General features: G+C 68.5%; 12 protein-coding genes. 9 read left to right on the top strand and 3 right to left on the bottom strand.

The genetic code is table 11. The features are described 5' to 3' along the window. Window positions 1-32 precede the first annotated feature (32 nt). Window positions 33-491, bottom strand: a complete 459-nt coding sequence (locus tag O0J15_RS07325) for a hypothetical protein (RefSeq protein WP_010482223.1) — start codon at window positions 489-491, stop codon at window positions 33-35. Between the two features lie 184 nt (window positions 492-675). On the opposite strand from O0J15_RS07325, the gene O0J15_RS07320 reads away from it, so the two are divergent. The 4 genes from O0J15_RS07320 to O0J15_RS07305 all read left to right on the top strand — a co-directional run bounded on the left by O0J15_RS07320 (window position 676) and on the right by O0J15_RS07305 (window position 3,273). Beyond that, the gene (locus O0J15_RS07320; RefSeq protein ID WP_006475755.1) at window positions 676-924 is read left to right on the top strand and encodes a hypothetical protein; all 249 of its coding nucleotides are present in this window, start codon (window positions 676-678) and stop codon (window positions 922-924) included. Between the two features lie 122 nt (window positions 925-1,046). Then, complete coding sequence (locus tag O0J15_RS07315; RefSeq protein WP_308305398.1) at window positions 1,047-1,964, top strand: bestrophin family ion channel; 918 nt, start codon at window positions 1,047-1,049, stop codon at window positions 1,962-1,964. Window positions 1,965-1,983: 19 nt separating this feature from the next. Beyond that, window positions 1,984-2,973, top strand: a complete 990-nt coding sequence (hemB, locus tag O0J15_RS07310) for a porphobilinogen synthase (RefSeq protein ID WP_308305397.1) — start codon at window positions 1,984-1,986, stop codon at window positions 2,971-2,973. Between the two features lie 30 nt (window positions 2,974-3,003). After that, window positions 3,004-3,273 (top strand): hypothetical protein, encoded by a 270-nt coding sequence (locus O0J15_RS07305; protein ID WP_019661663.1) that lies wholly within the window; start codon window positions 3,004-3,006, stop codon window positions 3,271-3,273. 148 nt (window positions 3,274-3,421) lie between these two features. On the opposite strand, the gene O0J15_RS07300 is transcribed toward O0J15_RS07305, so the two are convergent. Further along, a complete protein-coding gene (locus O0J15_RS07300; RefSeq protein ID WP_308305396.1) occupies window positions 3,422-4,294 on the bottom strand; it encodes a hypothetical protein in 873 nt (290 codons plus the stop codon). A 48-nt stretch (window positions 4,295-4,342) separates the two neighbouring features. Between O0J15_RS07300 and aroE the strand changes: the two genes are divergently transcribed. The 3 genes from aroE to dinG all read left to right on the top strand — a co-directional run bounded on the left by aroE (window position 4,343) and on the right by dinG (window position 7,803). Then, entirely contained in the window at window positions 4,343-5,188 is an 846-nt protein-coding gene (aroE, locus tag O0J15_RS07295) for a shikimate dehydrogenase (RefSeq protein ID WP_111099155.1), read from the top strand. Window positions 5,189-5,191: 3 nt separating this feature from the next. Next, complete coding sequence (locus O0J15_RS07290) at window positions 5,192-5,545, top strand: hypothetical protein (protein WP_134730918.1); 354 nt, start codon at window positions 5,192-5,194, stop codon at window positions 5,543-5,545. 155 nt (window positions 5,546-5,700) lie between these two features. Continuing rightward, window positions 5,701-7,803 (top strand): ATP-dependent DNA helicase DinG, encoded by a 2,103-nt coding sequence (gene dinG / locus O0J15_RS07285; protein WP_308305395.1) that lies wholly within the window; start codon window positions 5,701-5,703, stop codon window positions 7,801-7,803. 105 nt (window positions 7,804-7,908) lie between these two features. Here dinG and ilvD read toward each other — a convergent pair whose 3' ends face one another. Beyond that, entirely contained in the window at window positions 7,909-9,747 is a 1,839-nt protein-coding gene (gene ilvD, locus O0J15_RS07280) for a dihydroxy-acid dehydratase (protein ID WP_308305394.1), read from the bottom strand. 447 nt (window positions 9,748-10,194) lie between these two features. Here ilvD and O0J15_RS07275 point away from each other — a divergent pair, with 447 nt between their 5' ends. Continuing rightward, on the top strand, window positions 10,195-10,767 hold the full coding sequence (locus O0J15_RS07275) for a DUF1190 domain-containing protein (protein WP_049465264.1): 573 nt from the start codon (window positions 10,195-10,197) through the stop codon (window positions 10,765-10,767). A gap of 7 nt (window positions 10,768-10,774) precedes the next feature. After that, window positions 10,775-11,953 (top strand): glutathionylspermidine synthase family protein, encoded by a 1,179-nt coding sequence (locus tag O0J15_RS07270; protein WP_308305393.1) that lies wholly within the window; start codon window positions 10,775-10,777, stop codon window positions 11,951-11,953. The last annotated feature ends 74 nt before the right edge of the window (window positions 11,954-12,027 follow it).

Raw genomic sequence — 12,027 nt, 5'->3', positions numbered from 1 at the left:
GGCCCGGCGCTACCCGCGGTGACGCTGCCGCCTCACCGCTGCGGGGTAATCACCTGTGTCGGCAATCGCGCCGGCGGTGCCGGATTCGGCACCCAGATCGCGACGCCGGCGGCGCGCTTCTGCGTGGTCGGAATACCGATGCCGACGCCGCCACCCACATGCGAGCCGAACGTGCCGGCGCCCACCGACATGCCCACCGGCGAGCCACTGCTGCCCACGCCCATCAGCACCACGCCATTGGCGCCCAGCGCGGCGGCCTCACGCTTCAGGCGTGCCACGGCGGCATCGGTCTGGCCCTGTGTGCCGAAGCCGACGGCGGACGCCGATTCCAGCTGGGCGATTTCCTGGGAACCGGCCGGAGGCGTCGAATAGATCTGCACCAGTGCCGGATCGATGGGTGCGCGGGCGCGGCCCAGCATCACCTTGGAGGTGCTGGCACAGCCGGCGGCGACCAGCAGGATGGCCGCCAACGCGGCCCAACGGATGTTCATGGCACGACCCCTGTAGGACTGGTTGCGATCATCGGCGGGCCACTCTGAATCGGCGCCAACACCCGGGCCAGGGCACGCACGGCAGCACGCTAGCACGCCGGGGGTGACAGCCCCGCCAACGGCAGTAGGCGACGGCAGCGGGAACGTCTATGGTTGGGGCAGGAACCAACTGCGGGAGAGTGGCATGGGCGTGATCAGTCTGTTGTGGGGCGTACTGGCGCTGTTGTGGATGATCCTGGCGCTGATTCCACTGCTCGGCTGGGGCAACTGGTTCCTTATCCCGTTCGCTGCGGTGGGCGCGGTCATCGCCGCGCTGGGCATCCTGTTCACCCACCCGAGCAAGCGTGGCCGGGCCTGGGCCGGCCTGGTCCTGAACGGCATCGTGGTGGTGGTGGGCATCCTCCGCCTCGGCCTGGGTGGTGGCGTCATCTGAGCCCGCGCCCGGGTGCGACAGGGCGTCGCAGGCGCACGGCCGATGGCCGGGCGGGGGCGTACAATGAATGGCTGCGCGAGCCCCCCGCGTGCCTGTGAATCCGCGCCCGGCGCGGCTGCCCCATGATCATCCGACCCCGTCCCCACGGCTGGCAACTGCTGTACATCCTGCGCGGTTCGATCGTCAAAGCGATCGCGCCCAAGGTGCTGGCCATCCTGATCCTGTCCATCGCCGTGGCTGCGGTGGTGGAACTGGCGCCGCCGACCGGCATCGAACGCGTGTCGGTCACGCCGTTCACGCTGCTCGGCTTGGTGCTGTCGATCTTCCTCAGCTTCCGCAACAGCGCCTGCTACGAGCGCTGGTGGGAAGGCCGCAAGCTGTGGGGCCAGCTGGTCTACGAATCGCGTTCGCTGGCCCGCCAGGTGAACCTGCTGCTGGCCAATGACACCGGCCGCCGTCGCCGCATCGCCTACGTCACCACCGCGTTCGCCCACGCCCTGGCCGGGCGCCTGCGTGGGCGCATCGTGGCGCTGATGGCCCTGCCGTGGCTGGACAAGCGCCAGCGCGAACAGCTGGGCCAGCGCGAGAACGTGCCCGACGCGCTGCTGGCGATGATCGCCGCCGAACTGGCCCAGGCGCTGCGCAGCGGTGAGCTCGATCCGATCCTCTACACCCAGCTGGAAGAGCGCCTGCACGCGATGTCGTCGATCCAGGCCGGCTGCGAGCGCATCCTCACCACGCCGCTGCCGTTCGCCTACACCCTGCTGCTGCACCGCTGCGCGTGGATGTTCTGCGTGCTGCTGCCGTTCGGCCTGGCCAGTTCGCTGGGCTGGGGCACGCCGGTGCTGTCGGCGGTGCTGGCTTATGCCTTCTTCGGCCTGGACCAGCTGGGCGAAGAAATGGAAGACCCGTTCGGCCTGGAGCCGAACGACCTGCCGCTGGACGCGCTGGTGCGCACGATCGAGATCGACCAGCTCGACGCGCTCGGCGAACGCCCATTGCCCGAACCCCTGCTGCCGCAGGGCTACCTGTTGCAATAGCCACTCCTCGGAGCCTGCCATGTCCCACCCGCTTTACCGCCCGCGCCGCATGCGCCATGACGAGTTCTCGCGCCGCCTGATGCGCGAGAACACGCTGACCACCGACGACCTGATCTACCCGGTGTTCGTGCACGAACTGGCCGGCCGCACCGCAGTGCCGTCGATGCCGGGCGTGGAGCGGCTGTCGATCGAAGAACTGCTGAAGGTTGCCGAAGAGGCGCTGGAGCTGGGCATTCCGGTGATCGACCTGTTCCCGGTGATCGACCCGTCGCTGAAGTCGCTGGACGCATCGGCCGCCTGGGCCGAGGACGGCCTGGCGCAGCGTGCGATCCGCGCGCTGAAGTCGCGCTTCCCGGAGCTGGGCGTGATGACCGACGTGGCGCTGGACCCGTACACCACCCACGGCCAGGACGGCATCATCGATGACAAGGGCTACGTGCTGAACGACATCACCGTGGAAGCGCTGGTCAAGCAGTCGGTGTCGCACGCCGAAGCCGGGGTCGACATCGTCTCGCCGTCGGACATGATGGACGGCCGCATCGGCGCGATCCGCCGTGCGCTGGATGCCGACCACCACATCAACGTGCGCATCATGGCCTACTCGGCCAAGTACGCCTCGGCGTTCTACGGCCCGTTCCGTGATGCGGTGGGTAGCGCGGCCAGCCTCGGCAAGGCCGACAAGAAGACCTACCAGATGGACCCGGCCAACGGCGACGAGGCCCTGCGCGAGATCGCGCTGGACCTGGAAGAGGGCGCCGACATGGTGATGGTCAAGCCGGGCATGCCGTACCTGGACCTGGTGCGCCGGGTGAAGGAGACATTCGGTGTGCCGACCTTCGCCTATCAGGTGAGTGGCGAGTACGCGATGATGAAGGCCGCCTTCGCCAACGGCTGGCTGGACGAACGCGCCTGCGTGCTGGAGTCGCTGCTGGGCTTCAAGCGGGCCGGCGCCGACGGCGTACTGACCTATTTCGCGCCGCAGGTGGCGCGATGGCTGCGCGAGCGCTGACAATAGCGACACGATAGACGGAGGACTGCGATGGCACCCGAACTGGGATGGATGCAATGGCTGATCTGGGGCACCGGAACACTGGTGTTCGGCGCCATCATCGTCGGTGTCTTCATCGCCGCCTGGCGGGCCGGCAAGCGCCCGCCGGAACAGCTCTCCGCTGCCCGCCACGTGGCCCGTGAGCAGGCGCTGCCGGACAGCGTGCAGGCCGAGCTGGCCGCGTTGAACCAGCGCAAGGACAACGGTCAGCTGAGTGAGCTGGAGTACGAGCAGCAGCGCGCCAAGGTGTTGTCTCGCTGACGGGTGGGTGCCAACCTTGGTTGGCACCTTGGCGTGCCGACCAAGGTCGGCACCTACCCCGCGATCATCTACGCATCGCGTGGATCTATCGCACGCACCTGGCACCTCCATCGCCCTGGTAGTCGCCAACCTTGGTTGGCGTCTGCCGTTACCGCGCGCCTGGCACGCACCCGGCCACCGCCGCCACCTTCGGCACCGCCAAGCGGTACACGTCCACGCCACCGGCGCGCGGCGCCTTCGCCGCGCTGCTGGCCACCAGCATCTCGCCCGGCTTGGCGTTGTCGATCACAGGCGCGCCGGTCCAGCCGCCGGTCTGGTTGAACGACAGTCCCAACGGCTGCAGGGCCGCGCCACTCCACGCGCAGCCGCTGCTCCACACCTGTGCGGTCGTGCCGCTGCCGCGGCTGAACACCACCGCGCCGTCGTTGCCCAGCCAGTCGCCGTCGGTCTCGTCGTCGCCGCTGTTCAAGGCGGTCAGTGCGGTTGCCGGGCCACGCACGCCCTGCGCGTCCAGCGTCGCCACGAGCAGGTCCCAGCCGGCACCACGCCCCTGCTGGCGGGCGAACAACAGCCGCTTGCCATCCACGCTCAGGGCTGGTCCGCGCTCTTCGCGGCGGTCATCGTCGCCCGCCAAAGGCTGCGCCTTGCCCAGCTGGCCATCGGCGGAGACTGCGGCGCGGTGCAGCGCCAGCCTGCCCTCGCGGCCGGCCGCGAACAGCAGCCAGTGGCCGTCACGGCTGAAGTAGGGATCACGGACCTCACCGGCCACGCCTACCGGCAGGGCCTGCGCCTGCTGCCAGCGGCCGTCGACCACGCGCGCCTGCCACAGGCCCCAGCCAGCCTCACCGCGGCGGGCAAAGACGATGCGCTGGCCATCGGGACTGATCGTGGCGCGGCCCTCGTCGGCACGGGTGGAGACCACGCCCATGCCTTCGATGCCGTACTCGTTCAACGCCATCGCCACGGGGGCAGAGAGTAGACTGGCGGCAAGCACCAGCAGGGGCGGGGTGATGCGCATCATCCGGGTCCGTGCACGAAAGAGCATCAGTCTAGCCAGCTTGAGGATTCCATGACCGACCGTTACGCCGTCTTCGGACACCCCGTTGCCCACTCGAAGTCGCCGCAGATCCACGCGACGTTCGGTCGCCAGGAAGGCATCAGCATCGACTACCGTGCAATCGACCTGGCCCCTGATGCGTTCCTGGCCGGCCTGGAAGCCTTCGCCGCCGAAGGCGGTGTCGGTGCCAACGTCACCTCGCCGCACAAGGAAGCCGCGTTCTCGGTGTGCACCACCTTGACCGCGCGCGCGCGCCGCGCCGGCTCGGTCAACACGCTGCTGCGCAAGGGCGACCGCTGGCACGGCGATACCACCGATGGCATCGGCCTGGTGCGTGACCTGACCGACCGCCATGGCCTGGACCTGCGTGGCCGCCGCGTGCTGCTGATCGGCGCCGGCGGTTCCGCGCGCAGCGTCGCGCCGGCGCTGCTCGATGCCGGCATCACCGAGCTGGTGGTGGTCAACCGCACACCGGAACGCGCCGATGAACTGATCGACGCGATGGGCGAACCGGGCCGCGCGATCAGCCGCTACTGGGAAGACCTGCGTGACCTGGGTGACTTCGAGCTGATCCTCAATGCCACCTCGGCCGGCCGCGACCGCGACGTCGAGTTCAAGCTGCCGCTGTCGCTGGTCAACTCGATGACCACCGCCGTCGACCTCAACTACGGCGAGGCTGCCATCGCCTTCCTGGCCTGGGCACGCGCGTCGAACTGCCGCAATACCGTGGATGGGCTGGGCATGCTGGTCGAACAGGCCGCCGAGAGCTTCCTGCAGTGGCATGGCGTGCGCCCGCAGACCGATGAGGTCTACCAGTCGCTGCGCCAGGGCTCGGCCGTGCTGGCCGGCGAGGACTGATCGATGGACGGCACAACCCTGCTGGTGACCGTGCTGAGCATGGTGGGCGTGCGCCTGCCGGTGCTGATCGCGCTGTGCATCGGCCTGGTCTGGGTGGTCGGCGCGCCGCGCGATGCCACCCGCACCGGCGCCCTGGCCGGCCTGCTGTTGTTGCTGCTGTCCAGTCTTGGCGGCCTGGCAGCGGGCATCCTGCCGATGTGGCTGGTCAGCAGCGGTAACTTCGGCGCCGTGTCGGGCATCGGCACCATCCTCGGCGTGCTGCACTTCGCGCTGGCAATGGTTGAAGCCATCGGCGTGGTGCTGCTGGTGTGGGCGCTGGTGCGCCTGCTGCGGCTGCGTGGCAACGTGGTGCAGTGACCTCCCGGTGACGGCCCTGGTCTGTCCCCAGCAGCGTTCGGCGTGTTCATCCGGCCGCCGGGTGTCGTCGCTGGCTTGTTCAGGCAGGCAGCGGCGGCGGTCGTGGCCGGCCATGCGACAATGACCGGCCTGATCCAGCCACGGTACTTCCCGGCGTGACCGAAACCGTCGCCGCTCCGCGCACGCTTGATGACGCCTTGAAGGACGCGATCCGCAAGGCGTACACCACGCTGCAGGCCAATACCCCCGGCTTCTCCACCCGCCGCTCGCAGAGCCAGATGATCGGCGTGGTGTCGCGTGCGCTGTCGAAAAGTGGCGGCGTCGGCGTGGTCGAGGCGCCCACCGGCGTCGGCAAGAGCCTGGGCTACCTCACCGCAGGTGTACCGATCGCGCTGGCCACCAGGAAGAAGCTGGTGATCAGCACCGGCACCGTGGCGCTGCAGTCGCAGCTGGTCGAGCGCGACATTCCCAACTTCCTCAAGGCCACCGGCCTGGAGGCGACCGTGGCGCTGGCCAAGGGCCGTACCCGCTACCTGTGCACGCGCAATGCCGCCGAGGCGCAGGGCGAGGGCTCGCAGGGCGGCATGTTCGAGGATGACGCGCCGCTGTTCGACCGGCCGCTGGCGCCGATCGAGATGGACATCGCCAAGCGCCTGACCGACGCCTTCACCAGCGGCAGCTGGGATGGCGACATCGACAACGCACCGGAGACCATCAGCCCCGGCCTGCGCAGCCGCATCACCACGCCGGCCTCGGGCTGCGCCGGGCGCCGCTGTGCCTATTCGGCGCAGTGTGCGGTGCTGCGTTCGCGCAACACCGTGCGTGATGCGCAGATCGTCGTTACCAACCACGCGCTGCTGCTGTCGGCGCTGTCGATCGGCGACAGCGACAACGGCCAGCCGTTGATCGCGCCGCCGTCGGACATGCTGCTGGTGCTGGACGAAGGCCATCACATCGGCAACGTGGCGATCGACCAGGGCGCGGCCAGCCTGGCGCTGGATGAAATGGCCAAGCGCACCGGCCGCCTGCAGATCCTGATCGCCGGTGCCTACCGCGCGGTCGACAAGGACCGCCTCGGCAACCTGCTGCCGAACGAAGCGATCGAAGTGGCCAGCAACGTGGCCAAGCAGCTGCGCGCGTTCCGCGATCATATCGAGCGCGTGTGGATGCCGGCGCCGGCGGACGAAGAGCCGATGTGGCGCGCGGCCAATGGGCGACTGCCCGACGCCTGGCGCGAGCCGATCGAGGCGCTGGCTGACGATACCCGCAGCCTCTACAACTGGGCGCATGCCGCCACCGCGCAGGTAGCCAAGGGCAAGCCGGACGATGCCGCGCGCGAGCGCCTGCAGCGCAACCTGGGCATGGCGCTGGAAATGATCGAGCAGCAGTACAACCTGTGGCAGGCCTGGCGCCGCGAGGACAAGGACGGCGCGCCGCCGATGGCGCGCTGGGTCACCGCCACCCGCGACGGCGACCTGGTGCTGCACGGCTCACCGGTGTCGGCCGCGCACGTGCTGCGCAAGCTGCTGTGGGATGAAGTGGATTCGGTGGTGATGACTTCGGCGACGCTGACCGGCGGTGGCGATTTCCAATCGCTGGCGATCGACAACGGCATTCCCGAAGAGGCCGAGATGGTTTCGCTGTCGTCGCCGTTCGACCTGCCCAACCAGGCCGAGCTGATCGTGCCGAAGTTCCCGGTCACGCCGGATGACCGCGAAGGCCATCCGCGCGAAGTGGCACGCTACCTCGACACCGAGCTGGATTGGGCCAAGGGCTCGATGGTGCTGTTCACCTCGCGCTGGAAGATGGAGAAGGTGGCTGGCCTGATGTCGGCCACGCGCCGCAAGCAGGTGCTGGTGCAGGGCGAGATGTCCAAGACACGGCTGATCGATGAACACCTGCGCCGTGTCGCGGCGGGTGAGGGCTCGGTGCTGTTCGGGCTGAATTCGTTCGGCGAAGGCCTCGACCTGCCCGGCGAAGCCTGCACCACGGTAGTGATCACCCAGGTGCCGTTCGCGGTGCCGACCGACCCGCAGACCGCCACGCTCAGCGAATGGTTCGAGGGGCGCGGGCTCAATGCGTTCAACCTGATCGCCATTCCGCATGCGCTGCGCACGCTGACCCAGTTCGCCGGCCGCCTGATCCGCACCTCCACCGACACCGGCCGCGTGGTCATCCTCGATTCGCGGCTGCTGACCCGCCGCTACGGCAAGCGCATCATCGACGCGCTGCCGCCGTTCAAGCGCGTGATCGGCTGAAAAAAGGGGACGGAGGGAATTAAGTCGTTTGTGCCTCAAACGACTTAATCCCCTCCGTTCCTTTTTTTATGATGCCGGCCAGCGGCCGGCACTACCGGATCGGCATCAAGCGCCGAGCAGGGCGGTGTTGCGCACGGCGCCCTTGTCGGCGCTGGTGGCGAGCAGGGCGTAAGCCTTCAACGCGCTGGTGACCTTGCGTGGGCGTGGTGCGCGTGGCTTCCAGCCGCTCGCATCGGCGTCGGCGCGGCGTTGGGCCAGCGTGGCCTCGTCCAGCAGCAGGTCGATGCGGCGGGCGGGGATGTCGATGCGGATGCGGTCGCCATCTTCCACCAGACCGATCGTGCCGCCGCTGGCGGCTTCCGGCGAGACGTGGCCGATCGACAGGCCCGAGGTGCCGCCGGAGAAGCGGCCGTCGGTGAGCAGCGCGCACTGCTTGCCCAGCCCCTTCGACTTAAGATAGCTGGTCGGGTACAGCATTTCCTGCATGCCGGGGCCGCCCTTCGGCCCTTCGTAGCGGATCACCACCACATCGCCCGGCCGCACCTCGTCGGCGAGGATGCCGGCCACGGCGGCGTCCTGGCTTTCATAGACACGCGCGGGGCCTTCGAACACATGGATCGATTCGTCCACGCCGGCGGTTTTCACCACGCAGCCATCGACAGCCAGGTTGCCGCGCAGCACCGCGAGGCCGCCTTCCAGCGAATACGCATGTTGCAGCGAACGGATGCAGCCCCCGGCGCGGTCCAGGTCCAGCGTCGGCCAGCGCGTGGCCTGGCTGAAGGCCTCCTGGGTGGGAATGCCGGCTGGGCCGGCCTTGAAGAAGGTGTGCAGGGTGTCGTTGTCACTGCGCACCACGTCCCAGCGTTCCAGCGCGTCGGCCAGGCTGGCGCTGTGCACGGTTGGCACCGTGGCATCGAGCAGGCCGGCGCGATCCAGCTCACCGAGGATGCCGAACACGCCGCCGGCGCGGTGCACGTCCTCGATGTGGTACTTCGGTGTGTTCGGCGCCACCTTGCACAGCTGCGGGACGCGTCGCGACAGCGCGTCGATGTGGGTCAGGTCGAAGTCGACCTCCGCTTCCTGCGCTGCGGCCAGCAGGTGCAGGATGGTGTTGGTGGAGCCGCCCATGGCGATGTCCAGGGTCATCGCGTTGGCGAACGCGGCCTGGGTGGCGATCCCGCGCGGCAGCGCGCTCGGGTCTTCGCCGCCGTACCAGCGATGGCAGAGCTCGACGATCAGGCGGCCGGCGCGGCGGAACAGCGCCTCGCGGTCGGCATGGGTGGCCAGCGTAGTGCCGTTGCCGGGCAGCGACAGGCCCAGTGCTTCGGTCAGGCAGTTCATCGAGTTGGCGGTGAACATGCCCGAGCAGGAGCCGCAGGTGGGACAGGCGCTGCGCTCGAACGCGGCCACCTTCTCGTCGGAGGCGCTGTCATCGGCGGCCACCACCATCGCGTCGACCAGGTCCAGCTTGTGCTCGGACAGCTTGGTCTTGCCCGCTTCCATCGGCCCGCCGGACACGAACACCACCGGGATGTTCAGGCGCAGCGCGGCCATCAGCATGCCGGGGGTGATCTTGTCGCAGTTGCTGATGCACACCAGTGCGTCGGCGCAATGCGCGTTGACCATGTACTCCACGGCGTCGGCGATGATCTCGCGGCTGGGCAGCGAATACAGCATGCCGTCGTGGCCCATCGCGATGCCGTCGTCCACGGCGATGGTGTTGAATTCCTTGGCGACGCCGCCGACCTGTTCGATCTCGCGCGCGACCAGCTGGCCGAGGTCCTTCAGGTGCACGTGGCCGGGCACGAACTGGGTGAAGGAGTTGGCGATGGCGATGATCGGCTTGTGGAAGTCGCCGTCCTTCATGCCGGTGGCACGCCACAGGGCGCGGGCGCCGGCCATGTTGCGGCCGGCGGTGGAAGTGCGGGAACGGTATTCGGGCATGGCGGGCGGAACGGGCGGGCCGTACGACGTGGGAGTCAGCCGATCATGGCCAATTTTTTCGGTTGCTGCTGCAACCACCGGAGGTGGTCCGGCCGGGCTGCGCCCGGCACCCGCAGAGGCAACGTCCACGTCAACGTCAAAGGCGGGCGCTCCGTGGGATGGCGGGGTGGGTCCGGTGGCAGGGGACGCCGTTAACCCGTCCATGGGGGCTTGGTCGCCGCATCCATGCGGCTCACACCCCTGCCACCGGACCTACCCCGCCTTCGACGTTTCCTGCGGCTGTTGGTAGGTGTCGACCTTGGTCGACACCGGTGGATCCACGTCATGCGCGGATGATGGGGAACGACGAAAATGAAAGGCCGTTCATCTTTCCCACTTTGCCGATTCCGGTTGCTGGCCCGGATTTGGCATCATTGGGGCATTGATCCGTCGACAGGGCATGAGGCCATGAAACGTTCCCGCACCACCGCGCTGCTGCTGATGAGCGCCGCGCCGCTGCTGTTCACCGCCTGCCAGAAGGAGCCGGAGGTGAAGGTGCAGGAAGGCCTGTACACCTCGGTGGAGGCCTGCACCGAGGCCACCGGTGATCCGTCGTCGTGCCGCAATGCCTTTGCCGAAGCGCAGAAGCAGGCCGCCGATGCGGCACCGAAGTACGCCAGCAAGGAAGCCTGCGAGAAGGACTACAAGCCGGAACAGTGCGTGCAGCAGCACACCTCGGCCGGCACCTCGTTCATCGGCCCGATGATGATGGGCTTCTTCATGTCGCAGATGCTGAGCAACCGCGGCGGCCTCGCCCCGCAGGCGCCGGCGTCGGCACCGGCTTACCAGGACAGGAACGCTGGCTGGGCGCGCCCGGCACCGGGCGGCACCGGTGGCCTCAACACCGCCAGCGGCATCGGTGCCGGCAAGGCCGGCCTGGCGCCGGTCACCAGCGAGCCGAACCGTGCGGTCACTGCCAGCCGTGGTGGCTTCGGCAACACCAGCGCGCGCCGCAGCAGCAGCGGCAGCTACGGCGGCTGATCGACCCATGCAGCGTATCCGGATTGCCGAGCGTGCCCAGTGGCGGGCACGCGCGGAGGAAGCGGGTTTCCGTTTCCATACCATCGATGGCCAGCCGTACTGGGATGAACGCGCGTACTACGCGTTCACCCTGCGCCAGATCGAACAGGACATCGAAGACCCCAGTGCCGAGCTGCACCAGATGGCGCTGGACCTGGTCGGTGATGTCATCGGCAGCGAGCGGTTGATGGACCAGCTGGCGATTCCGTCGCATTACCGCGACTGGATCGCCGACAGCTGGCGCCAGCGCCAGCCGCACCTTTACGGCCGCCTGGACCTGGCCTACGACGGCACCGGCCCGGCCAAACTGTACGAGCTGAACTACGATACGCCGACCTCGCTGTTCGAGGCCAGCTTCTTCCAGTGGCAGTGGCTGGAAGACCAGCGCAACGCCGGCCGCCTGCCGCAGCATGCCGACCAGTTCAATGCGATCCATGAGGCGCTGGTCGAGCGCTTCGGCGAACTGGCCACGCAGCTGCCGCCACCGCTGTACTTCAGCGCGGTGGGAAGCTCGGAAGAAGACCGCGGCACGGTCGAGTACCTGCGCGACTGCGCGTCGCAGGCCGGCCTGCATGGCCAGGCCATCGCGATCGAGGACATCGGCCTGTCCGAGGATGGCCGCTTCACCGCGCTGGATGATTCGGTGATCGGCACGCTGTTCAAGCTGTACCCGTTGGAAGACCTGATGGCTGAAGAGTTTGGCCGCGCGCTGCCCGGTTCCGGCGTGCAGCTGCTGGAACCGGCCTGGAAGGCGGTGCTGAGCAACAAGGGCATCCTGCCGCTGCTGTGGCAGCGCAACGTGGGCCATCCGAACCTGCTGGAGGCTCACTTCGATGACGGCAGCACGCTGCCGTCGGGCTGGGTGCGCAAGCCGCTGTTCTCGCGCGAGGGCGCCAACATCGAGATGCACTTGGCCGATGGCAGCACCCAGCGCAGCGACGGTCCCTACGATGGCCCGGCGATCATCCAGCGCGCACATCCGCTGACCCGCTTCGAAGGCGGCTACCCGCTGATCGGCAGCTGGGTGATCGGTGGCCACGCCTGCGGCATCGGCATCCGCGAGGACGACAGCGCGATCACCCGCGACAGTGCGCGCTTCGTGCCGCACGCGATCGTAGATGAGGCGCCGACGCGGATCTACGTCTGATGGTCGCAGGGCGCCACCGGGACGACGGTCACTCCCTGCTGCGCTATGCAGACCGGGTGGCGGTGCGTTGCAAT

Origin of the sequence: Stenotrophomonas sp. Sm10, assembly GCF_030985515.1 — a bacterium.
Taxonomy (GTDB): Bacteria; Pseudomonadota; Gammaproteobacteria; order Xanthomonadales; family Xanthomonadaceae; genus Stenotrophomonas; species Stenotrophomonas hibiscicola.
This window is presented reverse-complemented; position numbering and strand designations above follow the sequence as displayed.

What these genes read in the sequence shown, in the direction of transcription:
- O0J15_RS07325 (WP_010482223.1), bottom strand. Translation starts at nt 491, where the DNA reads ATGAACATCCGTTGGGCCGCGTTGGCGGCCATCCTGCTGGTCGCCGCC.
- O0J15_RS07320 (WP_006475755.1), top strand. Translation starts at nt 676, where the DNA reads ATGGGCGTGATCAGTCTGTTGTGGGGCGTACTGGCGCTGTTGTGGATG.
- O0J15_RS07315 (WP_308305398.1), top strand. Translation starts at nt 1,047, where the DNA reads ATGATCATCCGACCCCGTCCCCACGGCTGGCAACTGCTGTACATCCTG.
- hemB (WP_308305397.1), top strand. Translation starts at nt 1,984, where the DNA reads ATGTCCCACCCGCTTTACCGCCCGCGCCGCATGCGCCATGACGAGTTC.
- O0J15_RS07305 (WP_019661663.1), top strand. Translation starts at nt 3,004, where the DNA reads ATGGCACCCGAACTGGGATGGATGCAATGGCTGATCTGGGGCACCGGA.
- O0J15_RS07300 (WP_308305396.1), bottom strand. Translation starts at nt 4,294, where the DNA reads ATGATGCGCATCACCCCGCCCCTGCTGGTGCTTGCCGCCAGTCTACTC.
- aroE (WP_111099155.1), top strand. Translation starts at nt 4,343, where the DNA reads ATGACCGACCGTTACGCCGTCTTCGGACACCCCGTTGCCCACTCGAAG.
- O0J15_RS07290 (WP_134730918.1), top strand. Translation starts at nt 5,192, where the DNA reads ATGGACGGCACAACCCTGCTGGTGACCGTGCTGAGCATGGTGGGCGTG.
- ilvD (WP_308305394.1), bottom strand. Translation starts at nt 9,747, where the DNA reads ATGCCCGAATACCGTTCCCGCACTTCCACCGCCGGCCGCAACATGGCC.
- O0J15_RS07275 (WP_049465264.1), top strand. Translation starts at nt 10,195, where the DNA reads ATGAAACGTTCCCGCACCACCGCGCTGCTGCTGATGAGCGCCGCGCCG.
- O0J15_RS07270 (WP_308305393.1), top strand. Translation starts at nt 10,775, where the DNA reads ATGCAGCGTATCCGGATTGCCGAGCGTGCCCAGTGGCGGGCACGCGCG.